Source organism: Planifilum fimeticola, from assembly GCF_003001905.1.
GTDB classification, from domain to species: Bacteria; Bacillota; Bacilli; order Thermoactinomycetales; family DSM-44946; genus Planifilum; species Planifilum fimeticola.
Genome location: NZ_PVNE01000015.1, coordinates 14,934 through 41,050, shown reverse-complemented (window position 1 = coordinate 41,050; position 26,117 = coordinate 14,934). Strand labels below are relative to the sequence as shown.

Below are 26,117 nucleotides of genomic sequence, written 5' to 3'. Positions count from 1 at the left end.
CGTCCGGAGGAATATGAATGGGTCCTGATCCCCGGTTATGGGGAGTCTGCGAAAATAGGAAACGGAATGCGGTGGGGGCGTGTCGCCCGGCGCTTGGGCCGTGGCCGGAAGCGGCGCCTCCCTTCGGTTGCGGTGCTTTTTTCACCAAACTTCCAAGGAGGGTGGATATGAGTGAGCAGCCGACGGCGCTGATTACGGGAAGCGCGAGGGGATTGGGGCGCATGGCGGCCACGCTCCTGGCGGAAGCGGGATGGGCCGTCGCCCTCAATTTTCGAAGAAATGAGAAAGCCGCCCGGGAATTGTGCGGCCGGTTGAGGGACGCCGGGCGGACGGCGGAAATCTTTCAGGGAGATCTCACCCGCACCGGTGAAGTGGATGCTCTGGTTCGCCGGGTGATGGAGCGCTTCGGCAGGGTGGACGCCCTGGTTCACGCCGTGGGTCCCTTCATACGGGAACGGCGGCGCTTTGCCGAATACACCCCGGAGGAGATCGACGAACTGATCGACGGCAATTTTCGAAGCGCCCTCCATGCCGTTCGCGCCGTTTTGCCGCACATGCGCCGGCAGGGGGGCGGTCGGATCCTCCTCTTCGGTTTCGGACGAGCGGGTGAAGCCCCCGCATGGCCGGACCGGGCAGTCTATGCCGCGGCGAAGACGGGGCTCGTTTCCTTCGTCAAGAGCGTGGCCGTCGAAGAGGCGCCTTTCGGCATCACCGTCAACATGGTTTGCCCGGGAGACATCGTCGGGGAGAACAAAGAAAAGCGCATCGATGAAGTGAGCGGACAGCGGGATGAGGAAACACCGCGGGGGCGTCCGGGATCCGGGGAGGATGTGGCCCGCGTGATCCGGTTTTTGTGCGAAGCGGATTCGGATTTTGTGACGGGCAACATCATCAATGTCACCGGAGGTCTGGACGTCATTCATCCGGTTTCCAAAGCGGGAAGGTAGTTCAGGGTTGCGCCCCGGAGCGCAACTTTTTTGTTCTGCTGACCGGGCATCTCACAAAAAACGGAAAGATCCTCCCCCCGGGGACATACGGTGATATAGGCAGTAGTCGAGCGGAGGGGATTGAAGATGTCCGCAGTTTGGGAAAAGGTGGCCCGTTGGACCGGTGAAGAGAGGATCGGCGAGCTGCTTATGGCCCATTACGGACTGCGCCTCGAGGGGGCCGTACCGGTGGGCGGCGTGCTGAAAATCGATACCAACCGGGGAACTTTCGCCTTGAAACGGGCGGGGGAGGGAGGCGAGTCCCACTGGCGAGGGGTGGCCGAGGTGGGGCGGCACCTGCTCGCCGCGGAAGCCGGCCGGATTCCCGTCCCAATTCGCACCCGTTCAGGAGGGTTTACCTTCGCCGGCTATGTCCAAAGCTACGTCCTGCTTCCCTGGATTCTCGGGAAACCCGTTTCCTATACCCGCCCGAAGGATTTCCGGGACACCTCCAAAGGGTTGGCCCGGCTTCACGCGGGAACGAGGGGGTTCCGTCCATCCTCGTTTCGCTTGCGCGTTTTCTGGCCCCGCACTTGGGAAAGGGCCATCGACCGGATCGGCCTCTACCGGGTAGCCGTCGATTGGAGCAGCTCCGCAGGCGAGCTGGATGCCGCCTTCCGGGATGCGGCTCCCTATGCCGAGGGCATGGCGGAGAACGCCCTTCGGTATCTCCATCGGTCGGGGGTGGATCCCCTGGCTCCGGAGATTGCGAGTAGGGGATTGGTCTGCCACGGCAACCTGCACGGGGGAAATCTGCTTCGGGATGAGAGGGGAGCGGTGCGGTTCATCGATTGGAACCGGATGGCATGGGACGCGCGGGCCCGGGACGTCGCCCAATGGCTGTTGTACGCCTACGGACGCACCGGAGACCTCGATCTGCTGGCCGTCCTCCTGACGGAGTATCAGCGTGCGGACCGCTTGATGGAGGAGGAACTCTCCCTGATTTACGCTCTTTTTCTCTATCCCCATCGCTTGATGCGCGTGTTGGATCGGATCTACGGGGAGCAATCCCTCTCCCCTGACCGGGCGGTCTTCCACCTGGCGCAGGCGGTTGCCGTGGAGGAAAAGAAGCTTTCCCTGTTGCGCCGCTTTCCCGACCTGGTCGAGGGGACCCTCGGGTGGAAGCTCCCGCGGGTGGATTGGTTGGAACGGCGGATTTGAAAGAAGTGAAGGGAATGTCCCGACAGCTACAAGGTCGGGGCGCGCCCGCCTGCCCCGCGTTGGCTCGTCCGACGGTTCAAGGGGGGAGAGGAAGGATTTGATATATAAAAAACTTTTTTGTATAAAAAGTATTGATTTTGCGCTTCGGCGGGGTTATAATGTGGCCGGGGAAAGTTTCCGAAAATTCTTCCCCTGGATTTCCTTTCATCCGGATTAAAGGAGGACTTCTCTGATGAAGGAATGGATATGCGCAGGCGACCTGGTTGAGTTGAAGGAGAAGGGCCATAAGGTGGTGGAGGGAATTCTGGTGATCCATCACGAGGGGGAAGTCGTCGCCCTGGACAACCGGTGCCCGCACATGGGCTTTCCGCTGCACATGGGCAGTTTGTGCGACGGCATTCTCACCTGCCACTGGCATCACGCCCGTTTTGACGTGAAGAGCGGAGGAACGCTGGATCCCTGGGCGGACGATGCCACCACCTATCCCGTCGAAGTGCGCGACGGTGAGGTGTGGGTGCTTCCCGTTCCCCGCCGCGAAGGTGGGGTGGAGGAATGGAAGCGGCGCCTCCGCAAGGGGTTGGAACAAAACCTCTCGCTGGTGATCGCCAAGGCCGTGGTCGGACTGGTCCACAAGGGAGTACCGGCGGAGGAGATCGCCCGCATCGGGGTGGAGTTCGGCACGACGCACCGCCGCGGCGGGTGGAGGTCGGGTCTTACGATTTTGACGGCGATGATGAACGTTCTTCCCAAGCTGGATGAAACGGGCCGGATATTGGCCCTTTACCAGGGACTGGTTCATGTGGCCCGGGAGGCGGCCGGTGCGGGTACCCGGTTTCTGCAGCGTCCCTTGCCCGTAGAGGGGAACTCCATGGAAAGGTTGGCCGGGTGGTACCGCCGCTGCCTGGAGGTCCGGGATACGGCCGGCGCGGAGCGCGTTCTCCTTACCGCGATCCGCGACGGTGCGACGGAGCGGCAATTGGCGGACATGATGATGACGGCGGTGACCGATCATTTTTACATGAATGGCGGTCACGCTCTGGACTTCCACAACAAGGCCTTTGAGATGCTCGCCCATGTGGGGGAGGGACTGCGGAACCGGGTTCTCACCTCGCTCCTTCCCCAGATGGCCGATGCCGTCCGCAGCGAGGAACTGCACAGTTGGCAGTCGCCGGTGGACCTGGTCACCCCCCTTGAGACGGTGTTTGCGGAAGGATTGACGGGTCCGCCGCCGGGGAAGGAGGAGCCGGTGGACGAAGAGGCCCTTCTGGAGCTGATTTTGAGCGACCGCCCCCTGGAGATGATCGATGCCATGGCCGCCGCGCTGAAAAAAGGGCTGTCCCCGGTTTCCCTGGCTCGTCTCGTCGCCCTTGCCGCCGCGGAGCGGATCGCCCGCTTTCATGTGCAGAACGACTTTTCCGATTGGATCACCGCGCTGCACACCTTTACCCACGCCCATGCCGTTCATGAGAGCTTGCGCCGTTCCCCCACCCCGGAGCTGACGCGGGCGGTGTTCCACGGTGCGGTCAGCGTCTATCTCGACCGGTTCCTCAATGTTCCCGCCGCCCGGCTGCCCCAGGTGGAGGAGGATGTCCGGGGAAGGCCGGGGGATCTCCGAGAGTTGCTGGATATCATGGAAAAGCAGCAACAGGTGAAGGAAGCGGCGGAATGGGTGGCTGGCTACCTGAGCCGTGGAGGGGAAAAGGGAGCATTGTTCCAAACCCTCGGCCACGCTCTTCTCCGGGAAGACGCCGAATTCCACACCTTCCAGATGTTCGAGGCGGCACTGGTGGAACACGATCGCTGGGCCGAGGTGGACAGCCCCCTGTCCCGCCGGGCCCAAGACACGCTGATCATCGCGTTGACCCGTTATCTGGCCGCCCATGCGCCCACCGCCCGGGAGATGGCCCAGACGGCCCATATCGCCCTGCGCCTGCACCGGGGCGAGAAGCTGTTCGAGGATTCGGAAGCAAGCGCATGAGGCGGCGCATTGACGCGGGAAGAGGGACAAGAGTGCCCCTACGCCAAATGGCATAAAATGGATCGGCGCTGATCCCGCCAATGGCCCCGGTCAAGGAGCCGCGACGGCCGACGCGCCTTTCGGGGACGGAAAAACGGTGCGATCCCTTCCACCGTCGCAAAAATCCCTTGTCGGATGACTGGGGATTGCGCACGCCGCTTCGCCCGCATGGCGAATTCGCTTCCGGCACAACCCCTCCATCGCGCCCAGACAAACCTGCGAAATTCGTTGTCACGATCCTTTCAGACCGCGGGGCAGAGACATGCGCTGCCGGCTTAAGAGTCAAAAACGTCCGCACAAAAAGCGGACGTTTTTTGCGTGACCGGCCCTGGGGGACGCGTCGCAGGCGGGTGGGATGTTTTCAACGGAAACTGTCATCCTTGTCGATTCCTGTGGTAGGATAGATTAAAAAGAAGAAAAATGGAGGAAGGTGAAGCGAGAAGCGGCGAAGGGATGGTCCCGGCGGAGGTCTGGCGGCGTCAGATTCGATTCTTCGGGTTCCATCTCCGCTTTACAGAAAAAGCAGGAGGATGGAGAGGATGATGTGGAACAATCCCGCAGTGAAGAAGGCGGGGATGATCCACGGGCGGGATTTTTGGGGGGAATCCGGCGGATCATCCGGTTCGTGGAAGTCATCTTCCCACCGGCCGAATTGCCTCCGGAAACCCATAATAAAGACGCGAAAAAATCCTCCCTTCCAGACGGTGACCGCTCCTGCGACGACGAGATACAAAAGACCGATCAAAAACAGCGAATCAATCCACTTCAGCCGGTCCGACAGGGAATAGGCTCCGCAGATCAGGATTCCGATCGCCAGAAGGAGCAGTGTTTTGCGGTAGTAGTTTCGACTTCCGAACATGCTTGTCCTCCTATGATTTTCCGGTTGGTCGGCTAGCAGGAGCAGGAGGCCGAGCCGCCTTCGGTCAATCCATTGACAGAGCGAACTTGCTCCACGGACGCCCTCTTTTCTATTTAACCTTTTTCCTATATAATATACAAGGTTTCATGTAGTGCCGGGGTAAGATATTCCCCTTTTTCCTTGTCTGCTTTTTCTTTAAAATTCGCAGAAGTCACTTCAAGGAGCGGCTTGTCTGTCCGGTCCAGACGACACAATGAAGGAGGTCGTTGTCTTCGTGAAGAAACGAGCTGCTGTCTCAATGGCGGTAGTGTTGGTCCTCTCCACCCTTCTTACCGCCTGCGGGGGACTCCAGTCCCAGGGGAATGTGGAAGATCAGGGAGCCCAAGGGCCCCAGGTGATTCAATTGATGACCAACAATGAGCCTGGCGATCTGGACAGCGCCACTTCGACGGATGTCATCTCGGGGACGATCTTGAACAACGTGATGGAAGGCTTGATGCGTTTGGACAAGGATGACAAGCCGCAGCCCGCCATCGCCAGCAGTTACGATGTGAGCGGGGATAAAAAGACCTACACCTTCACCCTCCGGGATGCCAAATGGAGCGACGGGGAGCCGGTAAAGGCCCAGGATTTCGAGTACGCCTGGAAGCGGGCCCTCAACCCCAAAACGAAGTCGGAGTACGCCTACATTCTCTATCCCATCAAGAACGCTGAAAAATACAACACGGGGAAGGCCAAGGCTTCCGACGTAGGGGTGCGCGCTCTGGACGACAAAACCCTCGAAGTGAAGTTGGAGGAGCCGATTCCCTATTTCCTCAGCCTCACAACCTTTTCCACCTACCTGCCGCAGCGGAAGGACATCGTGGAAAAGTTCGGCGGGGATTACGCCAAGGAACCGGACAAAATGGTGTACAACGGCCCCTTTGTCCTGACAAGCTGGGCGCACGAGCAGAGTCTCCAGTTGAAGAAAAACGACAATTATTGGGACCGGAACTCCGTATTCCTGTCGGACGTGAAGATCGACATCATCAAGGATACCTCCACGGGCTTGAACCTTTACACCTCCAACCAGAAAGACATGACCATGCTGGACAAGGCGTTTGCCGAAGCCTTCAAGAGCAGCCCCGAATTTACCACCGCTTCGGGATCGCTGGTCCAGTACGTCCAGTTCAATACGAAAAATGCCTTTTTGTCCAATACCAAGATCCGGAAGGCGATCAGCCTCGCCATCGACCGTGAGTCGATCGTGAAGCTGGTTCTGAAGGACGGTTCCCAACCGGCCGGAGGCTTCGTTCCCCCGTCCATTCTCGGTTATAACGAATCCTTCCGGAAACAGGCGCGGGATTATCAGCAATTCCAGCCGGCCGAGGCGAAACAGCTGTTCAAACTGGGGATGAAGGAGCTGGGAATCGACAGCCCGCCGACCCTGACACTGCTCAGTTACAACGACGAGCGGAAAGACGTGACCGTCGTTCTGAAGGACCAGTTGGAAAAGACCCTCGGCCTGAAAGTGAAAGTGAACCCGCAGCCCTTGAAGCAGAAGATCGATTTGGAGCAAAAGGGAGAATTCGACCTCTCCTTCTCCGGCTGGAAGGCGGATTACAACGACCCCATGACCTTCCTGGACATGTGGGTGACGGATGGCCCCTTCAACATGGGCAAGTGGAGCAGCAAGAAATTTGACGAGCTGATCAAAAAGTCCAAGAGCAATCCCGACTTCAAGGAACGGATCAACGACCTGATCGAAGCGGAGCGGATTCTCCTGGAGGAAGGGGTTGCGATCGCTCCCGTCTACTACAAGAACCAGGCTTATCTCGTCAAGCCCCATGTGAAGAATCTGGTCTTCCATTCCATCGGTCCCGAATACACCCTGAAGGAAACCTATATTGATAATAAGAAATAACGGGATTTATTTACCGCTTTACAATTTCCGGATTTCGCGCAATGATGGATGGTGGAGGAGTCCATGTCGGGCAGTCCCGCGGCACATCCGATGAAGCCGGGAAAGGTATATGTCCGAACCCGGACATATACCTTTCGCATGTTCTTTTTTGCGAAAAGGAAGTGGGAATGTGGGAAGCTATGTGGCCCGTAGATTGATCTATTTGTTGTTGACCTTATGGCTGGTGATCACGTGCACTTTTTTTCTCATGCACTTCCTTCCGGGAAGCCCCCTGTCCAACGAGGAAAAGCTTCCGCCCAACCTGAAGGGGAGAATCCTCGAGGAATACGGCTTGGACAAGCCTGTTCCCGTTCAATACGCTCTTTACCTGGGCAACCTGCTACAGGGGGATCTGGGCCTTTCCTTTTCCTATGACGGGCGAAGTGTCAGCGGGCTGATCGCCCAGGGGTTTCCCGCTTCGCTGCAGATCGGGTTGCAGGGTTTGCTTTTCGGAGGCCTGATCGGGATTTTGCTGGGAACCGTCGCCGCCCTCAAGCGGGGGACCTGGGTGGACAACACGGCGACGATCCTCGCCGTGATCGGGGTATCCGTTCCCAGTTTCGTATTGGCTGCCGTTTTTTCGTACTACATCGGTGTTCAGATGGGGATTCTTCCCCCCGGCGGCTGGGAAAGCTTTGCCCACACGATCCTGCCCTCCCTCGCCCTGTCCTTCCTGGTCATCGCCCAGGTGACCCGTTACATTCGCAGCGAATTGCTGGATGTCTTCAGCCAGGATTACATGAAGACGGCCAAGGCGAAGGGAATGGGTCGCCGCGTGATCGTTTTCCGTCATGCCCTCCGCAACGCGTTGATTCCGACCGTTACCGTGCTGGGACCGCTGACGGTCAACCTGATCACCGGTTCGCTGGTGGTGGAGCAGATTTTCGGCGTGCCGGGACTTTCCACGCTCTTTGTCAATTCCATCATGACGAACGATTACACCCTGATCATGGGCACCACCATCTTTTACGCCTTTCTGTTCATGGTCAGCGTTTTCATCGTCGACATCCTGTACGGCGTCATCGATCCCCGGATCCGGGTTGCCGGAATGAAGGAGTGAGCGCAGTTGGAACCGGCCAAGATTACATCGGATCTCTTTGAACCGTTAACGCTGACGCGAACGACACCCGGGCGTGCTACGAGGCGGAAGCGGTCGGGCTTTTGGCGGGACGCCCTCCGCCGTTTTATGAGAAACAAGGGAGCACTGATCGGATTTTTTCTTCTCCTGGTGATTGCCGTGATGACCTTCGTCGCTCCGGCGCTCAGTCCCCACGATCCCTACGAGCAGAAACTGGAAGCGCAAAATCTGCCTCCCGACGGGGTTCATTATTTCGGAACCGACCAATTCGGGCGGGATTTGTGGACCCGCACCTGGCACGGGGCCGGCATCTCCCTTAAGATCGGACTGTTGGCGGCCCTGATCGATCTGGTGGTGGGGGTTTCCTTCGGAGGCATCTCCGGCTACTTCGGCGGGAAGGTCGACCAGGTGATGCAGCGGATTCTCGAGGTGATGTACAGCATTCCCAGCTTGATCGTCCTCATCCTGTTGATGATGTGGTTTGAGTCGGGAATCGTCACCATCGCCGTCGCGATCGCCCTGACCGGATGGGTCCCGATGGCCCGGGTCGTCCGGGGGCAGGTGCTGCAGCTGAAGTCCCAGGAGTTCGTTTTGGCCGCCCGGACCCTGGGAGCCGGTCACCTTCGGATGCTCACCAAGCATCTGCTTCCCAACGCCGCCGGGGCGATCATCGTCACGATCACCTTGACGATTCCTTCGGCCATTTTTCTGGAAGCGGTGCTCAGTTTCATCGGGTTGGGGATGGCTCCTCCCGAACCCAGTCTCGGTCTGTTGCTCTACGATTCCTACCAGTTGATCCGCTTCTTCCCGCACCAAATCCTGTATCCTTGTCTGGTGTTGAGCCTGCTGATTCTCAGCTTCAACCTGCTGGGCGACGGACTTAGAGACGCCTTGGATCCCAAACTGCGGCGTTAGGAGGAGCGGCATGAAACCCATATTGGAAGTTCGAGATCTCCATGTATCCTTCGACACCCACGAGGGGGAAGTTCAGGCGGTTCGCGGCGTCAGCTTCGACCTGTATGAGGGTGAGACGCTGGCGATCGTCGGTGAATCCGGTTCCGGGAAAACCGTCACCGTTCAAAGCCTTTTGGGTCTCATCGCGCGCCCGCCGGGGCGGATCAAAGGGGGATCGATTCGCTACCGGGGGCGGGAGATCACCGATTTGCAGGAACGGGAATTGGATCAGATCCGCGGTGCTGAAATCGGTTACGTCTTTCAGGATCCCATGACCTCGCTCAATCCGACGATGACCATCGGCCGGCAGATCGGTGAGGTGCTGGTGAAGCACCGGAAGATGAGCAAAGGGAAGGCCCTTCGGCATGCTGTCAATTTGCTCCGTTCCGTGGGCATTCCGAATCCTTCCGCGCGGATCCGGCATTACCCCCATCAGCTCAGCGGGGGAATGCGCCAAAGGGTGATGATCGCCATGGCTTTGGCTGCCTCTCCCAAGGTGCTGATCGCCGATGAGCCGACCACCGCCCTCGACGTGACGATTCAGGCCCAAATTCTGGACTTGATCAAGGACCTGAAGGAGCAGATGGGCATGTCCATGATCCTGATCACCCACGATTTGGGAGTGGTGGCCGAGGTGGCCGACCGGGTGATCGTCATGTACGGGGGAAAAGTGGTCGAATCGGGTGACGTGGAGGATGTGTTCAATCGCTGCCGTCACCCGTATACCAAAGGGCTTTTGGCGTCGATGCCGCGGATGGACCGGCTGAAGGAAGAGAAACTGGAGCCCATTCCGGGAAATCCGCCGGATCTGCTCTCGCCCCCGAAGGGTTGTCCGTTCGTGGAGCGATGTCAATATGCGATGAGAATATGCAACGAATGGATGCCGGATGTGACCGTGCGATCGGAAACGCACCAGCTCTCCTGCTGGCTTGAGCATCCGATGGCACCGCCGGTGAAAGAAGCTGTAGGAGGAGGCATGTCAAGATGACGGCACCTGCGGAAAAGATTTTGGAAGTGAAAAACCTGAAGAAGTATTTCCATGCGGGCAGAAACCAGGTGGTCAAAGCGGTGGATGATGTCACCTTTGATGTATACAAAGGAGAGACCCTGGGACTGGTCGGCGAATCGGGCTGTGGAAAGTCGACGATCGGCCGGACGCTGATCCGCCTGTACGAGGCCACTTCGGGCAGCGTGATCTTTAAGAACAAAAACGTCCACCAGCTGAAGGGACAGGAATTGAGGATGTTCAACCGGGAAATGCAGATGATTTTCCAGGATCCCTACGCTTCCCTCAATCCCCGGATGACGGTGGGCGATATCATCGCCGAGGGATTGGATATTCACGGGTTGGCCAAGAGCAACAAAGAGCGCCGGGAGCGCGTGGTGGAGCTCCTCAAAACCGTCGGTCTCGGCGAAGAGCACATCGATCGGTTCCCCCACGAATTCAGCGGCGGGCAGCGGCAACGGATCGGCATCGCCCGGGCGTTGGCCGTCGACCCCGACTTCATCATCGCCGACGAACCGATTTCCGCCCTGGACGTGTCGATTCAGGCCCAGGTGGTCAACCTGATGAAACGCCTGCAGCGGGAAAAGGGGCTCACCTACCTTTTCATCGCCCACGACCTGTCGATGGTGAAATACATCAGCGACCGGGTCGGTGTGATGTATCTCGGGCAGCTGGTGGAGTTGGCCGAAAGTCAGGAGCTGTACGAACATTCCCTTCACCCGTATACCGAGGCGCTCCTGTCGGCGGTTCCCATTCCCGACCCCAACAAGGAAAAGCGCCGGGAGCGCATCATTCTGAAGGGGGATGTGCCCAGCCCGATCAATCCCCCGAGCGGCTGCCGATTCCGCACCCGTTGTCCCAAGGCGATGGATATCTGTGCGGAAGTGGTTCCCGCCTGGCAGGAAGTGCGTCCCCAGCACTGGGTGGCATGCCACCTGTACCAGGAAGAGGCAAAAACGGAGTGACGAACGCATCTTCCCCGACTCGGGGGAAGCGGCCCTTTGGATCTCCTTTTCCTCGCGGCAAACCTTTAAAATCCCGAAAAGGAAAAGATATTGAAAAGACCGCCATCCCGTGGCGGTCTTTTTCCTGAAGGGAGTCCTTCGCTATTACATCGATGCCTTCAGGCGCTTTAGAACTTGCATGTAATGATCCTTTGTCAGCCCCGGGGCGAACTCTTCCGGCAGGGCTTCCAGATCCGGTACGGGAGCGCCCTCCGGTCGGCCGACCACCACATGGAGGCGTTCCCCCGTTTCCGGGTTTTTCCCTTTCCAGATCTTGTCGATATCCCGGTAATCTTTGCTGCTCCAGGTAAAAAGCACGTTGTGCAGCCCCTGTTCCATGTATTTTCGGGCGTAGTCGAATTTGGAATTGTCCAGGCTGGGAACGGGCAGCATGCCCGGCAGGTACACCCCGGTCAGGATTTCGAGCGCCTTGGCGTACGCGAGAATGTGCGTGCCGCCGCGCACCAGGAGATAGCCGATCATCTCCCGGGCGGTGGGATGGTCGGTCATCTCGTACACCCGCATCTTTTGGGTGCGCGCTCCGATTTCCAGGAAGAAATTGTGAAGCATATCCTCGATCAGATTGCCGCTGCTGTGCACAAAGGTTCCGTTCCAGGGGTTGCCCATGGAGTCCATCGGATACGATGTTTGTGCCGTGGCGATGAAATATTGCAGGTTGTGAGCCTTCAATCCCCTGCGGAGGGGCGTGCTGTCCGGATCTCCCGGATGGGTGAGGCCCGTGGACAACAGGTTGATGGTGGTGCTGACCAGTTCCACGTGGCCGAATTCCTCGGCGGTGATGCTGGCCACCAGATCGTAAAAGGGTTTCAATTTTCTCTTGCAGCGAAAATTGAAGGATTGAAACATATAGTTGTTCAAGGTGGACATCTCGCCGAATTTCCCGCCGAGCAGGTTCTGCACCGCCGCCGCCGCATTGGCGTCTCCGTGTTCGGGAACCGGCAATTTGATGAGCAGCCGGTTGATTCGTTTAATCATTGTCTCCCTCCTTCTCGAAGAGTCTCTCCACCCCTGAAGTTCGGCCTTTTTCGACCCTTTCACCGCGCGGGACTTTGGACGACGAGGGTACGGCATGAACTTGATCCGATGGCATCCTTCAGCCGCGGGACGGAAATGAAGGAAGCGTTCTGGACCATCCGGCGGTCAACCGGGCATCGGTCCGATCACCTCCAGAGTTTTCATCTAAACGAATGATATGTCCCGAAAGACGGATTCAGAATTTGTCCGAAAGGGTCGGAAAAGGACAAAAAAACTTGGACGGAAAGATCGACGCGATTTCCCGCCCAAGTCCGGTGATGAATCTCGTGGTTTTGTGCCGTTTCGCACTTGCGGCACACCTTCAGCCACATGCAGATTGGGTCTGTTCGGCTGCGATCCATGTTTCGCACAAGAAAAAAACCGCCAACCGGCGGTTGAAGGTTAAAGGAAGGTGTTCTCCCTCCGTTTTTTTACAAAACCTGTTCCACTTCTTTGACGCCCGGAACCTCTTCCATCAGGGCTCGCTCAATTCCGGCCTTCAGCGTGATGGTGGAGCTGGGGCAGCTGCCGCAGGCACCCAGCAGACGAAGCTTGACGATCCCGTCCACGACGTCGACCAGTTCCACGTCCCCTCCGTCGCGCTGGATAAAGGGGCGCAATTTATCCAATACTTCTTGAACCTGTTCTTTCATCGCGCAGACTCCTTTCCTCAAGCGTCGGATCTTTCAAAGGGGCACCGACACAAAGCGTTTCCTTTTCGCTTCCGGCATCGAACCGGGATCCGATCCGGAGGGAAACGACGATTTTTCATCAGGGTATTCAGTATTTATCTTACCGAAATCGGGGCCCGTTGGCAATCGGAGGGGGCTGGTAAAGGGATTTCGTTTTTTCCGTTTGCAAAACATGATAAGATGGTGGGGGAGGTTGTGGATGGTGAAACGGATTGTTGACGATGTGAAGGATTTGATCGGCTGGACGCCGATGATTCGTATCAGGCGGTTTCCCTTGCCGGAGGGCGTTTCGCTGTTTGCCAAACTGGAATACTTCAACCCGGGGGGAAGCGTGAAGGACCGAATCGGGTTGGCCTTTATCCGGGAGGCGGAAAAGTCCGGCAAGCTGAAACCCGGAGGGACGATTATCGAACCGACGGCCGGCAATACGGGCATCGGTCTGGCGCTGGCCGCCGTCGGAACAGGATATCGGGTGATCTTCGTCGTTCCCGAAAAGTTCTCCGAAGAGAAGCAGGAACTGATGCGGGCCCTGGGAGCCGAGGTGATCAACACCCCGACGGAGCTGGGGATGCAGGGGGCGATCGAGGAGGCCCGCCGGCTGGAGCGGGAGATTCCGGGAAGCTACTGTCCCCAGCAGTTTCAGAATCCCGCCAATCCGGAAGCCCACTATCGGACGACGGGCCCGGAGATTTGGGAGCAGATGGAGGGACGTGTGGATGTGTTGGTGGCCGGGGCCGGATCGGGCGGCACCTTCATGGGAGTATCCCGTTATTTGAAAGAAAAGAACCCCGAAATCCGAACCGTCATCGTGGAACCGGAAGGTTCGATCCTCGGCGGCGGAAAGCCGGGGCCTCACAAGACCGAAGGGATCGGCATGGAATTTATCCCCGATTTTGTGGACACATCCTATTTTGACGGAATCTATACGGTCCCTGACGAAGAGGCCTTCCGCCTCGTCAAGGAGTTGGCCCGACGGGAGGGATTGCTGGTGGGCAGCTCGTCGGGGGCGGCCTTCTATGCGGCGCTCAGAGAGGCGTGGCAGGCGAAACCGGGGACGAGGATCGCCGTCATCTTTCCCGACAGCAGCGAGCGATATCTGAGTAAGCAAATTTACCGAGGGGGAGTGTGAAGGGTTGCGTCTGGATACCAAATGCATTCACGGGGGCGTGTTCGGCGATCCGCACACCGGGGCCGTCAGCGTTCCCATTTACCAGGTTTCCACCTATAAGCAGGAGGGGATCGGGCAGCATCGGGGATACGAGTATTCGCGCACCGGCAACCCCACCCGGGCCGCTCTGGAGCAATTGATTGCCGAACTGGAGAACGGAAAGACGGGGCTTGCTTTCGCATCCGGGATGGCCGCCATCTCCACGGTCATCTCCCTGTTCAACCGGGGAGACCATCTGATCGTGGGGGACGATGTTTACGGCGGCACCTATCGTGTACTGCGCCACGTCTTTTCCCGGATGGGGATGGAAATCACCCACGTGGATACCAGTGAGCCGGAACAGGTGCGGCGGGCGATCCGGGAAAACACCCGGGCGGTGTTGATGGAAACCCCCAGCAACCCCCTGCTCAAGGTGACCGATATCCGGGAGATCGCCGACATCTGCCGGGGACGCGATTTGCTGCTCATCGTGGACAACACATTCCTCACCCCCTATTGGCAGAATCCGCTGGATCTGGGTGCTGACATCGTTGTCCACAGCGCCACCAAGTATTTGGGGGGACACAGCGATGTCGTGGCCGGCCTGGTGGTCGTCAAGGATCCGGAGCTGGGTGAGCGGCTCCATTTTCTGCAAAATTCCATCGGCGGCGTGCTGGGTCCAAGCGATGCCTGGCTTTTGATCCGGGGCATCAAAACCCTGGGTTTGCGCATGCGCCAGCACGAGTCCAACGCCCGCCGGATCGCGGAATGGCTGAAGGATCGGTCGGATATCGAAGCCGTTTATTACCCGGGATTGCCGGATCATCCCGGGCACGTTACGGCCTCCCGGCAGGCGCGGGGATACGGGGGAATGATCTCCTTCGACGCGGGAAGCGGCGAGCGGGCTGAGCGCATTCTGAGCCGGGTCCGTTATTTCACCTTGGCGGAGAGCCTGGGAGCCGTCGAAAGTTTGATTTCCGTACCCGCGCGGATGACCCATGCGTCGATTCCGGAAAAGCGCCGGGCGGAACTGGGAATTACCGACGGTCTGATTCGCCTTTCCGTCGGTGTGGAGGATATCGACGATCTGCTGGAGGACCTGGAGCGGGCGTTGGCCGACTGAGGCGCGCCTGTCGCGGCGAGCGGTCCGGTCTGAAGCGCGAAAGGAGGGAACGGGTTGAAGCGGGAAGAGCCGATTGAAGTGACCGTATACGGTGCAGAGACGATCTGCGCCGGTTGCCACAACCTCCCCTCCTCGCGGGAGACGGCTTCTTGGCTGGAAGCGGCGCTGGGCAGAAACTACGGCGATCAGGTCCGCGTGCGCTATGTGGACATCCACCGCCCGGAGGGCGATCAGGATGCGCGCTTTTCGCGCCGGGTGATCGAGGAGGAACTTTGGTACCCGGTGGTGGTGATCGACGGCGAGGTGGTGGGGGAAGGGAACCCGAGCCTCAAAGCCATCCGAAAGAAATTGGAACAGATGGGGGCGGAGAAGGTGGAAACCTCGCCGGGTCCGTCCGCGTGATCCGGTTTCCCGGCGAGAGGCGGGGATGATCCGCCCTTTCGGTGCGGGCGCTTTCCTCCGGAACTGCTAACGGGGCATGATCCTTCCCTCTTTCATCCGTCAGTGAAAGCAAGTCTTTCAAAGACTTGCTGAACACCGCTGACAAACCTCGAAGCACGGAAGTCGGAAGCGATTTTCGCCTCGACTCCATGCAGTGGCAAAGTCGCTCGGCGGAAAATCGCTTCCTCCTTTGTCAGCGATCTGAGCAAGTCTTCCAGAGACTTGCTTTTGTTTTTTCTTCAACGATTCCAGTGTTCCATCGGGTTTGACAGGAAGGGATATATCAAAGAATATGGATAGGGGCGCTGTTTTCGCTCCGCTTCCCCTGCGTGGAAGCGATTTGCTCTCATCTTCATTTTGATTTTCCGCGCTCTCTCAGAGGATGCACCGATGGATGGAGTGGACCTTATGCGGCCGATCATCGAGTTTTGCGTGAACAACCTCACACCGGATGTGGAGAAAATAAAAGAGGAGTTGGAAAAGGATCCGGAATTGGATGTGGTGGAGTACGGGTGTCTCGGCCATTGCATGACCTGCGCCGAAGGGCCATACGCCTTGGTCAACGGGGATGTGGTAACGGGGGAGACGGCGGAAGAACTGCTGGAAAACATCCGCAAGGCGATCGAGGAGATGGAGGAGTTCGGCTTTTGATGTTTCCTGCACCGGCCGGCGGCCGTACGCGCCGACAAAAGTCCGGAAAGGGGCTCCTCGCGGAGCCGGGGCGGATATTTCTGTTTCGGCATCTTGCATCCCTTTCGCCCCTGCCGGGCTTTTTTTGTATAAAGGGATTAGGGGGGAAGACAACCTGTTTAAATTTACTATTTAAAATATTTGGTTAAAGGGGGGCCGGATGAGAAGGAGGATACGCCTGCAGACCCGTCTGATCCTCTGGGTGACGGCGCTCTTGACTTCAGTGGTGGGAATGATGGGTTTTTTGTTTTACGGGATTTTGGTGAGCGCCGTCGAGGAGCAGATCGGAAAGCGGGCGCTCAGCTTGGCGAAAACCGTCGCGGCGGATCCCGAACTGAGGGAGGCTTTCTCCCGGGAGGAACCCTGGCGACAGATCCAGCCCATCGCCGAACGGGCGCGCATCAACTCCGGAGCGGAGTTTGTGGTGGTGGGAAATGAGCACGGGGTGCGGTACTCTCACCCGATTCCGGAACGGATCGGGAAGGAGATGGTGGGCGGGGACAACGGTCCGGTCCTCCTTCAGGGAAAGTCCTTCATTTCCCGGGCGGTGGGCAGCCTCGGGCCGTCGCTAAGGGGAAAAACCCCTGTCTTCGATGACGAGGGGCGCGTGATCGGGATCGTTTCGGTGAGAGGATCACCTGGGGCTATCTGATGCGGATGTTGATGTTTCTTGTTCCGGCGCTGGGATTGGGGGTGGCGGGAGCGGTCCTGCTCGCCCGGAAGATCAAGCGGGACACCCTCGGCCTGGAACCGGATGAAATCTCCTCATTGTACAAGGAGAGGAATGCGGTGCTCCAGGCCGTCCGGGAGGGGATCATCGTGATGGACCGGGAAGAGAGAGTGCGTTTGATCAACCAGGCGGCTTGCGACATGTTGTCTCTGCCGTCGGAAGAACCGGTGCGGGGACGTCCCATCCGGGAGATTCTTCCCCAAACCCGGATGCCCGAGGTGCTCCGCACCGGGGAGACGCACCTCAACCGGGTGATGACCGTCCGGGGGAAGGAGCTGCTCGTCAACCGCTATCCGATTCGGGAAAAAAGCGGGAAGGTGACGGGAGTGGTGGCCAGCTTCCGCCTCCGATCGGAAATGGATGAGCTGAACCGACAATTGTCCCAGGTTTCCCGCTATGCGGAGGCGCTCCGGGCACAAACCCACGAGTTTAAGAACATCCTGTACACGCTGTCGGGCCTGATCCAGCTCGGATCCCACCGGGAGGCCCTGGATTTGATCCATCGGGAGACGGAGGAGGGACAGGACCTGATCCGGCTGGTGGTCAAACGGATACCCGATCCGTGGTTGGGAGGAATTCTCCTCGGGTTTTACAGCCGGGCCCGGGAGCTGAAGGTGGACCTTGTCATCGATCCCGACAGCCGGCTGGAGCGGCTCCCGGATCACCTGCCGCGACAGTACCTGGTCAGCATCCTGGGCAATCTGATCACCAACGCCTTTGAAGCGGTGGAGAACAATCCGGAGGGGCGAAGAAAAGTGAAGATTTACCTGGGTGATACCGGGGGAGAGGTCCTGTTGGAGGTGGAGGATTCGGGTCCGGGGGTGCCGGCCGATCTGATTCCCAGCATCTTTGAAAAGGGATTTTCGACGAAACAGGGGGCCAACCGGGGATTCGGTCTGGCGAAGGTGAAGGAGGTGGCGGAGGAGATGGGAGGATATCTCGCCATCGAGAGGGGCGAGTTGGGCGGCGCCCTCTTCTCCGTCACCCTGCCCAAAAGCTTGAAGGAACGGGAAGGGGAGGGAAATCGGCATGACGGACAGGGCGATCGAAGTGCTGATTGTGGAGGATGATCCCCGCATCGCCGAAATCAACCGGCGGTTCACGGAGAAGGCGGAAGGGTTTTCCGTGGTCGGTATCGCCCGGACGGGGGAGGAGGCCGTCGCCTGGCTGGAGGTGATGGAACCCCGTTTGGTGCTTTTGGACATCTACCTCCCCGACATGCGGGGAACGGAACTGGTCCGTCGCATCCGGGGAGAGGGAAGGGATACGGACATCATCATGATCACGGCCGCCGGGGAGACGGAAATTGTCCAGGAGGCGATCCGGGGCGGGGTGATCGATTTCATCGTCAAGCCGATCCAGATGGAACGCTTTCTGCAGACGCTGGAAAGCTACCGGAGACGGATGGAAAGGCTGAAAACCTCCGGAACCATGACTCAACAGGAGATCGACCGGTTGTGGAACCGGGGAATGCGAAGCATCTCTCCCCGGCCGGCGGCGATCCGGGAGGTCCCCAAGGGAATCGATCCCCTCACCCTGGAAAAGGTGAAATCGGTCCTCCGCGCATCCCCTCCGCCGGGGATGACGGCGGAAGAGACGGGCAAGGCGATCGGAGCCAGCCGCTCCACCGCCCGCCGCTACCTGGAATATCTGGTTTCCGTCGATGAGGCCTTTGCCGACGTGTCCTACGGGTCGGTGGGGAGGCCGGAGCGGCGGTATGTCCTGAAGTCCGACGGAAAAAGCTCCCCCGAATGATTCCGGGCCCGGCCCGTTTTTTGAACAAAATGAACAAAATCATAAAAATGAAACTTATCCCTTTTATGGCCAAAAGGGTGAATGGAAGCCCAGAGGAGGTTATGCTGGAGGCGGAACCGGATTTCCCTTTTGGGAAGCGTTTTCATCAAGGAGGGATGAAAGTGAAAAGAAAAATCTTCGCCCCGGCTCTGCTGTCGGGAATCCTCGCCCTGGTCCTCACCGCCTGCGGCGCGGGTGGAAATCCCTTCGCCGAGGAAAGCGGAGGATCCGGATATCCGGAGAAGCCGATCACGGTGGTGGCACCCTCCGGAGCCGGAGGAGGCTGGGATCTGACCGCCCGTTCCCTGGCCAAGGTGTTGACCGAAACCAAGCTGGTGGAGCAACCGATCACCGTGGAAAACAAGCCCGGGGGCGGCGGGGCGGTCTTTCTGGCGGAATACGCGACCGCGGACAAAAACAATCCCTACAAGCTGTTTGTCAACTCCCCTCCCCTCTTGATCAACAATCTGAAGAAGGAAGGCCACAGCCCCTACGGTTTCAGGGATACGACGCCCCTAGCCCAGTTGACCCGGGACTACGGAGCCATTGTGGTGCAAAAAAGATCCAAATACCGGGACATTCAGTCCCTCGTCGACGATTTGAAGGAAGATCCGAAGCGTGTCACGCTGGCGGGCGGTTCCGCTCCCGGCTCCATGGACCACCTGATCGCCGTCCTGCCCGCTTACAAATCAGGGATCGATCCGAAAAAACTGAAATACGTCTCCTATGACGGAGGCGGGGAAGCCATCGCGGCGTTGCTGGGAGGGAACGCCGACGCCATCGCCACCGATGCCTCCGCTGTCGGAGAATATGTGAAGGCGGGCAAAGTGCGGGTGCTGGCCGTCACTTCCCCAAAGCGGATGGGAGGCATTTTGAAAGATGTTCCCACGCTGAAGGAAGTGGGAATCGACGCGGAATTCACGATCTGGCGCGGCGTTTTCGGTCCCAAGCAAATGCCCGACGAGGCGAAACGGTATTGGGATGAAAAGCTGAAGGCGCTTCAGGAGTCGGAAGAGTGGCAAAAGGAGCTGAAGAAGAACCATTGGGAAAGCGAATACCGGGACAGCCGGGCCTTTGCCTCCTTCCTGGAAGAGCAGGAAAAGCAGATCCGGGAACTCTTGAAATCGATGGACATGGCCAAGTGAGGGACGGAGACGACGGAAGGGGTGAAACCGATGCATCGCATATTCGACCGGACCGCCAGCCTGCTTTTCATCGCCGTCGGCGCCGCCTTCATCCTGGGTGCCCGCAACCTGTCTTCCACCGCTTACGGCTCCCGGGTTGGACCGGACCTTTTTCCGATGGGGCTGGGCGCGCTCCTGATTCTGCTGAGCCTCCGCCTGTTTTTCGAGACCTTTCGACATCCCGGGAAAGAGGAATCCGGGGACAAGGGGAGCCTTGACTGGCGGCGTTTCGGGGGGATGTTGGCCGCCGCCCTCCTTTACGCCCTGCTTTTGGAAACCCTCGGATATGTGCTGTCCACCTTTTTGTTCCTGTTTGCCGGGTTTCAGTTGATCGAGCGGGGCAAGTGGGTGCGTTCCGCGATGGTGGCCGCCGTATTTTCCGGCGGAGTTTACTTTCTGTACGCCGGCGTGATGAAAGGAACGCTGCCGGGGTGGCCCGTCTGGTTCGCGGGATGAAGGGAGGTTGAAAGATGGAGTCCTTGGATTATCTGATGAAGGGTTTTCTGATCGCCTTTCAGTGGCACAATCTGCTGTTCGCCTTTGTCGGGGTGTTGATCGGCACGGCCGTCGGCGTGCTGCCGGGAATCGGGCCCATGAGCGGAGTCGCCCTTCTGATCCCCATCACGGCGACGATGACCGGCGGAATGCCGCCGGAACACGCGGCCACCAGCGCCATCATTCTGCTGGCCGGGATTTACTACGGAGCGATGTACGGCGGGTCGACCACGTCCATTCTCCTGAACACCCCCGGTGAATCCTCCTCCGTGGTCACCACCCTGGACGGTTACCAGATGGCCCGGCAGGGGAAGGCGGGGCCCGCTTTGGCCATCGCGGCCATCGGTTCCTTCGTCGCCGGGGTGATCGCCCTGGCAGGGCTGGTGCTCCTGTCGGAACCCCTGTCCAACGTGGCGCTCCGTTTCGGACCGGCGGAGTATTTTTCCCTGATGATTTTGGGTCTGTGCGCCGTCAGCGGTTTGGCGGGAAGATCCATGACCAAGGCGTTGATCATGACGGTTTTCGGCCTGCTTTTGGGGACGATCGGGGTGGACAACGTCTCCGGAGTGGCCCGCTTCACCTTCGATATGCCGGTCCTGTACCAGGGTCTGGAGTTTCTCACCGTCGCCGTGGGATTGTTCGCCCTGGGAGAAGTCTTTAAGACCCTTCTGGTGAAGGAGGATGCACCGGGCAGCATCGTTCAGGTGGGTCGGGTGCTTCCCGGACGGGACGACCTGAAGCGAAGCGCTCCCTCCATCCTTCGCGGCTCCCTCCTCGGTTTCTTCGTCGGGGTACTGCCCGGCGCGGGCGCTACGATGGCCTCCTTCTTTTCATATGTTCTGGAGAAGAAATGGAGCAAGCACCCGGAGCGCTTCGGCAAGGGCGCGATTGAAGGGGTGGCCGGTCCGGAGTCGGCCAACAACGCCGCTTCCGGCGGTGCGTTGATTCCGCTCCTCACCCTGGGGATTCCCGGATCCGGGACGACGGCGATCCTGTTGGGGGCTTTCATCATGTACAACGTCCAGCCGGGACCGCTGCTTTTCGATGAACATCCGATGGTGGTCTGGGGATTGATTGCCAGCATGTTTGTGGGCAATCTGATGCTTCTCATCCTGAACCTGCCTTTGGTCAAGGTGTTCGCCAAGATCATCGCCACTCCCCGGCGATATCTGCTCCCCATCATCGTCGCCATCTCGGTGTTCGGCGTCTACGCCATCCAGATCAACACCTTCGATCTGTTCCTGCTGATCGCCTTCGGAGTGATCGGTATGGTTTTGTCCCGGCATGAGTACCCCCTGGCGCCGATGGTGCTGGGGCTGGTGCTGGGACCGATGATCGAGAACAACATGCGGCGCGCCTTGACCGCTTCCAACGGCGACTTCATGATTTTCCTGGAAAAACCCGTTTCCCTGGCTTTTCTTCTCCTCGCTTTTCTGTGGATGATCGTCCCCCTGGTTCTCAAGTGGCGCAGGAAAAGGATCCTTCCAGAAGAGGAGGCGTGAAAAGGAGATCCCCGGCATTTTTTGCCGGGGATTTCATGCGCAAGAACAGGAACGGGGCTCTTCGGGACCCTGAATGCCGGTTTGCGGGCGGCACAGCCCGTTATGGACTGTCTTGCTTTTCGAAGGGCTCCGGCCGCGCTCTCTGGCTGTTCCGGCGGTCGGTGAGGCTCAGTACACCCGGATTTCATTGTAGAAGGTGTCCCGCTCCACGGGAATCCGGTTGGCGCCTTTGATCAGCCAGACCAGCTCGTCCCGGGTGAGGGCGGTTTGGGTCAGCGCGCCGGCGGAGTGGCTGATCCGCTCTTCCACCAGGGTGCCGTGGATGTCCGAGGCGCCGTAATGCATGGAGAGCTGGGTGAGCTGCGTGCCGATATTGATCCAGTAGGATTTGATGTGCGGGAAATTGTCCAGCATCAGGCGGCTGACGGCGATCGTTCTGAGATCGTCCATGGCCGACGTGCGCCTTTTGATCGAAGCGCTCTTTTTCCGCGGCTGAATGGCCAAGGGGATGAAGACCAAAAAGCCTCCCGTCTCGTCCTGCAGTTCCCGGACGCGAATCATGTGAATCAGCCGTTCCTCCAAGGTTTCGATGGAACCGTAAAGCATGGTGACGTGGGTTTTCAACCCCAGGGAGTGGGCGATGCGGTGGCATTCCAGCCATTGATCGGTGCTGGCCTTGTCCGGGCTCATCTTGGCGCGGTAGCGTTCGGTCAGAATTTCCGCTCCGCCGCCGGGCAGCGTATCCAGTCCGGCGTCGATGAGTTCCTTCAGCACCGCCTCCATCGACCGGCCGGTCAACCTGGCGAAAAATTCAATTTCCGCCGCGGTGTACGCCTTGATCGTCACTTGGGGGTAATGTTTCTTCAGGGTGGAGATGATGTTCAGATAATAGTCAAAGGGAACCGTGTGGTTGTGACCGCCGACGATGTGAAACTCGCGGATGTTTTCCGTAAAGCGCTCGCCGACGTATTCCAGCACCTCTTCCGGCGACATGGTGTAGGCCCCTTCTTCCCCCGGATCGCGGCGGAAGCCGCAGAAGGCGCAGCGTGCCTCGCACACGTTCGTGGGGTTGATGTACATGTTTTGGATGAAGTAGACCTTTTCCCCGTTTTTGGCCAGGTTCACCTGATTGGCCAGCTGCGCGACCGTCAAAAGATCGGGTGAATTGTACAGGATGAGGCCGTCTTCCAGCGTGAGCCTTTCGCCGGCGTTCACCTTTTCGATGATGGGGGCCAAATCCCGGTGGGCGGCGGTACTCAAGGACATCGAAAATTCCTCCTTTCAGGTCAAGGGAAAACAGATGCAACTGGAAAAAATCGGAGAAAGCCGCGGGAAAGGTTGACAATAAAATAGACGCGGTTGCCTGTCCTGTCCGTGGCGACAGGGAAGCAGGCGAATCCGTCGTCGGTGGTCCTTCTGCGGACGGCCGGCAACAACGGCCGTCCGATGGTTGCGTTCAGCGTTTTTTATTGAAATTACCAAAGAAAAAGGCTTTTCGCTGCTCGAAGGAAAACGGTGACAATTTCAGTTTACCATAACCGGTTTCCCTTTTCACCCCCGGAGCGGCGGGCGGCCCGTGGAGAAAACCGGAAAAAAAGGCATTTTCATTGGAAAAAGCTTTCTTTTCCCCTTTGCAATGTGTAAAATAATATAAAAATATTTCTTAATCATCTTTCCCTTTTTCCCTCAAGGACGATCCACGAAAGGGGGGCCTCTGATGGGCAAGAGGCTGGAGCGGGAATTTGAGGCGGTTCGGAAGAAGATGGAGGAGGCGGCCATCCGGCTGGGCATGGACCATCCGGAAGTCCACCGGCTGAGCAAGAGGCTGGACCGGCTTCATAATCAGATGCTTTGGGAAAGGAAAGCGTTGATGGAGGTGCCCCGTCGCGGAAGGGACCGGTTTTATCGCATTCGCCGATACAGCTATTATCTGAGGGAAACGTCGGAAGGTTGCGGATAAGAAGGCCCTTCAACCGTCCGGTTGTTTCCCGCCGGCCTTCTTCGGTATACTAAACATATACAGAGAATATCCCGGTTAACCGACCGTTTTTATAAGGGGGGACAGGAATTGATCAGCGTAAGCGAGCAGGCCAGTCTCAAGATCAAAGAGATGATGGCTGAGGAAGACAATCCGGATTCCCTCTATCTCCGGGTGGGCGTCACCCATGGCGGTTGCACTGGTTTCACCTATGGCATGGGATTTGACGACCAGAAACAAGAAGACGATACGGTGCTGGAACAGCACGGCATCAAAATTCTGGTCGACGCCCAGAGCATTCCGTACCTGCGCGGTCTGGAAATCGACTACAAGGAGTCGGTCATGGGCGGAGGTTTCACCCTTCACAATCCCAATGCCGTCGCCACCTGCGGCTGCGGTCAATCCTTCCGCACGGCGACCGACGCGGGGAAACCGGAGGAGTGCTAAACCGTTCAGAGGCGTTAAGGGATTGTTAACCAGTCGACATACCGGTGATCTCACTGCCGAAGATTCAGCGGCAAAACGGCCCGTCTCCTGACGTAAAGGAGGCGGGTTTTTTCATGCACAAATCGCGGGCGACCACGCGGCGGGCAGAGCCGGAAGCAGGCGAGCGGTGATGACTAAGGAAAAATGCGTCTCGGTGATCTTTGCTTGGATGAGCAATATCGATCCAAGGAATTTCCAATAAAAATACATAGAGACACGATCGCTCCTGGTGGTATGGATCGAGTCACCACAACCCACCCAACCTGGAGCCGATCATGTCTCAACCTGTATCTGTCCAAGCCCGTGTTTAAACAATCTCAACCACTTTATCGATGGGAACGAAAAAAGTCCGTTGTCCTATGAACGGGTTTTGTAAATCCGGCGATCGTTTGTAATAAAAACAGATGAATCGGTGTAGAAGATCCTAGCTGGACCGGGTCTTCCTGCATACGAGGAGACTTTGACCTTCTCCGATCCCTTTTAAGTTTATTCCCATAGATCCAGTTTCACACGGATTTCATGCATTCTTTTTCCTTGTTCATCCAGTTTGTACAGGACCGCATACGCGAGCCCTTCTTTCGGTACTCGGGAAGAAGGGATGGTTACATCAAATGTAACATGCTCGGGTCGAAAGGTTGCATTTTTCGGTAAAGGGACTTCCTTCTTATTGATCACTTTGTGTTTGCCATACGGATCCGATACAAACACATCGTAGTAAAATTTGTATTCAGGAGGACAGGAAACGGTCACCTCAACCGTATATTTCCCATTCGATCCATTCGTACTATGCCCCATAAAGACCTCATTTTGTTCATAGGACTGCACAGAATCTCGCCACCAGGGGTAATTCCCCTTTTTCCCTTCTTTTTGCCGGTCAGACGTTCCCTTTTTTGGCTGGTCAGATGTTCCCTCTTTCTTCCCGTCGGATGTTCCCTCTTTTTGCTGGTCAGACGTGGGGTTTTGAGACACCTGATCTTCATCGTCCGGGTCCTTCGGTGATTCCGAATGTTCGGTTTGCTTTTGGTTCGATTTGGCGGAATCGCCATCTTCCCCGTTTAAGTTCAGATTAATCGTGCAGCCACTCAATACCAGTACCATCAGCAACGTGAAGCCAATTTTTTGCCACATGTCCTCTCACCTTTATATGTTGATCTTTTGAAAACACAGTCTCAAATTGTAATGGAAGCGATATTGTTTATCAATACACCAAAAGGAGTGGATTTTAGCGAATGTTGTCCAAAAATGGTCTCTAAAATGTCAGGAAAAAAGGGTTCGCCTCTAAAAAAGGTAGCGTTTGCCCACATGGTCCGGATCCAACGGGAGGGAGGAGTGTTGATCGCGAAGGACTCCGGAGTCCAACGGGACGGATAACCGTCTTCGAAAGGGAGGTGGTTTTTTCTTTGCGCAGAAGACGGAAGCCATCGGAAGTGTGCCTCGAGGTCGAAGGGGGAACAGCGGTCAATTTAGAGCCGTCTCCGTTGCAGAGGACATTTTTCATCGCTGAGGAAATGAGCGGTAATTTTTAAATTATTTTAAAAACAGGAAGTAAGATGCGGCCCATTTTGCATGGGATTGTTTTTTTATCCCTCCCGCTTCCGACGGGTTGCGGGCCTCGGGAGATCAGCCTGGAGACGACTGCTGCGGTGTCAAGGTGCAATACCGGATCCTCGCCGGAGATCGGGATGGGATACGGGTCGAAAAAAGGGGCCGTTTCATGATCCCCGGGATCCGGACCATCCCATTCAGCAGCACAATCGAATTTTTCCCTTTTGATTCGTCTGCGGGTATCCCGTAGCAGCGACGCCAACTTTCC

23 protein-coding genes and 1 pseudogene are annotated in these 26,117 nt (G+C 57.9%); 19 read left to right on the top strand and 5 right to left on the bottom strand.

Annotated features, from left to right (window positions below):
• Positions 1-167 precede the first annotated feature (167 nt).
• From CLV97_RS10295 to CLV97_RS10285, 3 genes are all read left to right on the top strand, one after another.
• Entirely contained in the window at positions 168-947 is a 780-nt protein-coding gene (locus CLV97_RS10295; protein WP_106345443.1) for an SDR family oxidoreductase, read from the top strand.
• A gap of 126 nt (positions 948-1,073) precedes the next feature.
• A complete protein-coding gene (locus CLV97_RS10290; protein ID WP_106345442.1) occupies positions 1,074-2,147 on the top strand; it encodes a phosphotransferase in 1,074 nt (357 codons plus the stop codon).
• A gap of 232 nt (positions 2,148-2,379) precedes the next feature.
• Positions 2,380-4,125, top strand: coding sequence for a Rieske (2Fe-2S) protein (locus CLV97_RS10285; protein ID WP_106345441.1), 1,746 nt, complete (start codon positions 2,380-2,382; stop codon positions 4,123-4,125).
• A 550-nt stretch (positions 4,126-4,675) separates the two neighbouring features.
• Here the strand turns inward: CLV97_RS10285 and CLV97_RS10280 are convergent.
• Positions 4,676-5,023 (bottom strand): DUF3899 domain-containing protein, encoded by a 348-nt coding sequence (locus tag CLV97_RS10280; protein WP_106345440.1) that lies wholly within the window; start codon positions 5,021-5,023, stop codon positions 4,676-4,678.
• Between the two features lie 274 nt (positions 5,024-5,297).
• Between CLV97_RS10280 and CLV97_RS10275 the strand changes: the two genes are divergently transcribed.
• From CLV97_RS10275 to CLV97_RS10255, 5 genes are all read left to right on the top strand, one after another.
• A complete protein-coding gene (locus tag CLV97_RS10275; RefSeq protein ID WP_106345439.1) occupies positions 5,298-6,926 on the top strand; it encodes a peptide ABC transporter substrate-binding protein in 1,629 nt (542 codons plus the stop codon).
• A gap of 169 nt (positions 6,927-7,095) precedes the next feature.
• Positions 7,096-8,025 (top strand): ABC transporter permease, encoded by a 930-nt coding sequence (locus CLV97_RS10270; RefSeq protein ID WP_146130467.1) that lies wholly within the window; start codon positions 7,096-7,098, stop codon positions 8,023-8,025.
• A gap of 6 nt (positions 8,026-8,031) precedes the next feature.
• Positions 8,032-8,958 carry an ABC transporter permease gene (locus CLV97_RS10265; RefSeq protein WP_106345437.1) on the top strand — a complete coding sequence of 309 codons (927 nt, stop codon included), beginning with the start codon at positions 8,032-8,034 and terminating at the stop codon, positions 8,956-8,958.
• Between the two features lie 10 nt (positions 8,959-8,968).
• A complete protein-coding gene (locus CLV97_RS10260; RefSeq protein WP_106345436.1) occupies positions 8,969-9,985 on the top strand; it encodes an ABC transporter ATP-binding protein in 1,017 nt (338 codons plus the stop codon).
• The gene (locus CLV97_RS10255; protein WP_106345435.1) at positions 9,982-10,968 is read left to right on the top strand and encodes an ABC transporter ATP-binding protein; all 987 of its coding nucleotides are present in this window, start codon (positions 9,982-9,984) and stop codon (positions 10,966-10,968) included. Before CLV97_RS10260 ends, CLV97_RS10255 begins: the two co-directional genes overlap by 4 nt.
• Positions 10,969-11,112: 144 nt before the next feature.
• On the opposite strand, the gene CLV97_RS10250 is transcribed toward CLV97_RS10255, so the two are convergent.
• Together CLV97_RS10250 and CLV97_RS10245 are read right to left on the bottom strand one after the other, a co-directional pair.
• Positions 11,113-12,003 carry a manganese catalase family protein gene (locus tag CLV97_RS10250; RefSeq protein ID WP_106345434.1) on the bottom strand — a complete coding sequence of 297 codons (891 nt, stop codon included), beginning with the start codon at positions 12,001-12,003 and terminating at the stop codon, positions 11,113-11,115.
• 470 nt (positions 12,004-12,473) lie between these two features.
• On the bottom strand, positions 12,474-12,695 hold the full coding sequence (locus CLV97_RS10245) for a NifU family protein (RefSeq protein WP_092038283.1): 222 nt from the start codon (positions 12,693-12,695) through the stop codon (positions 12,474-12,476).
• A 250-nt stretch (positions 12,696-12,945) separates the two neighbouring features.
• On the opposite strand from CLV97_RS10245, the gene cysK reads away from it, so the two are divergent.
• The 9 genes and pseudogenes from cysK to CLV97_RS10200 all read left to right on the top strand — a co-directional run bounded on the left by cysK (position 12,946) and on the right by CLV97_RS10200 (position 21,840).
• A complete protein-coding gene (gene cysK / locus CLV97_RS10240) occupies positions 12,946-13,863 on the top strand; it encodes a cysteine synthase A (protein ID WP_460416267.1) in 918 nt (305 codons plus the stop codon).
• A gap of 4 nt (positions 13,864-13,867) precedes the next feature.
• Complete coding sequence (locus tag CLV97_RS10235) at positions 13,868-15,004, top strand: bifunctional cystathionine gamma-lyase/homocysteine desulfhydrase (RefSeq protein WP_106345432.1); 1,137 nt, start codon at positions 13,868-13,870, stop codon at positions 15,002-15,004.
• A gap of 54 nt (positions 15,005-15,058) precedes the next feature.
• A complete protein-coding gene (locus tag CLV97_RS10230) occupies positions 15,059-15,406 on the top strand; it encodes a YuzD family protein (protein WP_245891467.1) in 348 nt (115 codons plus the stop codon).
• A gap of 447 nt (positions 15,407-15,853) precedes the next feature.
• Complete coding sequence (locus tag CLV97_RS10225; RefSeq protein WP_106345483.1) at positions 15,854-16,096, top strand: DUF1450 domain-containing protein; 243 nt, start codon at positions 15,854-15,856, stop codon at positions 16,094-16,096.
• 199 nt (positions 16,097-16,295) lie between these two features.
• Positions 16,296-17,935 (top strand): annotated as a pseudogene (locus CLV97_RS10220) (ATP-binding protein).
• The gene (locus CLV97_RS10215) at positions 17,895-18,620 is read left to right on the top strand and encodes a response regulator (RefSeq protein WP_106345431.1); all 726 of its coding nucleotides are present in this window, start codon (positions 17,895-17,897) and stop codon (positions 18,618-18,620) included. The pseudogene CLV97_RS10220 and the gene CLV97_RS10215 overlap by 41 nt, the downstream one beginning before the upstream one ends.
• Before the next feature lie 161 nt (positions 18,621-18,781).
• Complete coding sequence (locus CLV97_RS10210) at positions 18,782-19,804, top strand: tripartite tricarboxylate transporter substrate binding protein (protein ID WP_245891466.1); 1,023 nt, start codon at positions 18,782-18,784, stop codon at positions 19,802-19,804.
• A 30-nt stretch (positions 19,805-19,834) separates the two neighbouring features.
• Complete coding sequence (locus CLV97_RS10205) at positions 19,835-20,299, top strand: tripartite tricarboxylate transporter TctB family protein (protein ID WP_106345430.1); 465 nt, start codon at positions 19,835-19,837, stop codon at positions 20,297-20,299.
• Between the two features lie 14 nt (positions 20,300-20,313).
• Positions 20,314-21,840, top strand: coding sequence for a tripartite tricarboxylate transporter permease (locus CLV97_RS10200; protein ID WP_106345429.1), 1,527 nt, complete (start codon positions 20,314-20,316; stop codon positions 21,838-21,840).
• Positions 21,841-22,008: 168 nt separating this feature from the next.
• Here CLV97_RS10200 and mqnE read toward each other — a convergent pair whose 3' ends face one another.
• Complete coding sequence (mqnE, locus tag CLV97_RS10195; protein ID WP_106345428.1) at positions 22,009-23,106, bottom strand: aminofutalosine synthase MqnE; 1,098 nt, start codon at positions 23,104-23,106, stop codon at positions 22,009-22,011.
• A gap of 451 nt (positions 23,107-23,557) precedes the next feature.
• Between mqnE and CLV97_RS10190 the strand changes: the two genes are divergently transcribed.
• Positions 23,558-23,800, top strand: coding sequence for an aspartyl-phosphate phosphatase Spo0E family protein (locus tag CLV97_RS10190; RefSeq protein WP_106345427.1), 243 nt, complete (start codon positions 23,558-23,560; stop codon positions 23,798-23,800).
• Positions 23,801-23,908: 108 nt separating this feature from the next.
• Positions 23,909-24,265 carry an iron-sulfur cluster insertion protein ErpA gene (erpA, locus tag CLV97_RS10185; RefSeq protein ID WP_106345426.1) on the top strand — a complete coding sequence of 119 codons (357 nt, stop codon included), beginning with the start codon at positions 23,909-23,911 and terminating at the stop codon, positions 24,263-24,265.
• A 525-nt stretch (positions 24,266-24,790) separates the two neighbouring features.
• Here the strand turns inward: erpA and CLV97_RS10180 are convergent.
• Positions 24,791-25,432, bottom strand: coding sequence for a hypothetical protein (locus CLV97_RS10180; RefSeq protein ID WP_106345425.1), 642 nt, complete (start codon positions 25,430-25,432; stop codon positions 24,791-24,793).
• Positions 25,433-26,117 lie beyond the last annotated feature (685 nt).

What these genes read in the sequence shown, in the direction of transcription:
- CLV97_RS10290 (WP_106345442.1), top strand. Translation starts at nt 1,074, where the DNA reads ATGTCCGCAGTTTGGGAAAAGGTGGCCCGTTGGACCGGTGAAGAGAGG.
- CLV97_RS10190 (WP_106345427.1), top strand. Translation starts at nt 23,558, where the DNA reads ATGGGCAAGAGGCTGGAGCGGGAATTTGAGGCGGTTCGGAAGAAGATG.
- CLV97_RS10200 (WP_106345429.1), top strand. Translation starts at nt 20,314, where the DNA reads ATGGAGTCCTTGGATTATCTGATGAAGGGTTTTCTGATCGCCTTTCAG.
- CLV97_RS10280 (WP_106345440.1), bottom strand. Translation starts at nt 5,023, where the DNA reads ATGTTCGGAAGTCGAAACTACTACCGCAAAACACTGCTCCTTCTGGCG.
- CLV97_RS10205 (WP_106345430.1), top strand. Translation starts at nt 19,835, where the DNA reads ATGCATCGCATATTCGACCGGACCGCCAGCCTGCTTTTCATCGCCGTC.
- CLV97_RS10245 (WP_092038283.1), bottom strand. Translation starts at nt 12,695, where the DNA reads ATGAAAGAACAGGTTCAAGAAGTATTGGATAAATTGCGCCCCTTTATC.
- CLV97_RS10255 (WP_106345435.1), top strand. Translation starts at nt 9,982, where the DNA reads ATGACGGCACCTGCGGAAAAGATTTTGGAAGTGAAAAACCTGAAGAAG.
- CLV97_RS10260 (WP_106345436.1), top strand. Translation starts at nt 8,969, where the DNA reads ATGAAACCCATATTGGAAGTTCGAGATCTCCATGTATCCTTCGACACC.
- CLV97_RS10180 (WP_106345425.1), bottom strand. Translation starts at nt 25,432, where the DNA reads ATGTGGCAAAAAATTGGCTTCACGTTGCTGATGGTACTGGTATTGAGT.
- CLV97_RS10250 (WP_106345434.1), bottom strand. Translation starts at nt 12,003, where the DNA reads ATGATTAAACGAATCAACCGGCTGCTCATCAAATTGCCGGTTCCCGAA.
- CLV97_RS10295 (WP_106345443.1), top strand. Translation starts at nt 168, where the DNA reads ATGAGTGAGCAGCCGACGGCGCTGATTACGGGAAGCGCGAGGGGATTG.
- CLV97_RS10285 (WP_106345441.1), top strand. Translation starts at nt 2,380, where the DNA reads ATGAAGGAATGGATATGCGCAGGCGACCTGGTTGAGTTGAAGGAGAAG.
- CLV97_RS10215 (WP_106345431.1), top strand. Translation starts at nt 17,895, where the DNA reads ATGACGGACAGGGCGATCGAAGTGCTGATTGTGGAGGATGATCCCCGC.
- CLV97_RS10225 (WP_106345483.1), top strand. Translation starts at nt 15,854, where the DNA reads ATGCGGCCGATCATCGAGTTTTGCGTGAACAACCTCACACCGGATGTG.
- mqnE (WP_106345428.1), bottom strand. Translation starts at nt 23,106, where the DNA reads ATGTCCTTGAGTACCGCCGCCCACCGGGATTTGGCCCCCATCATCGAA.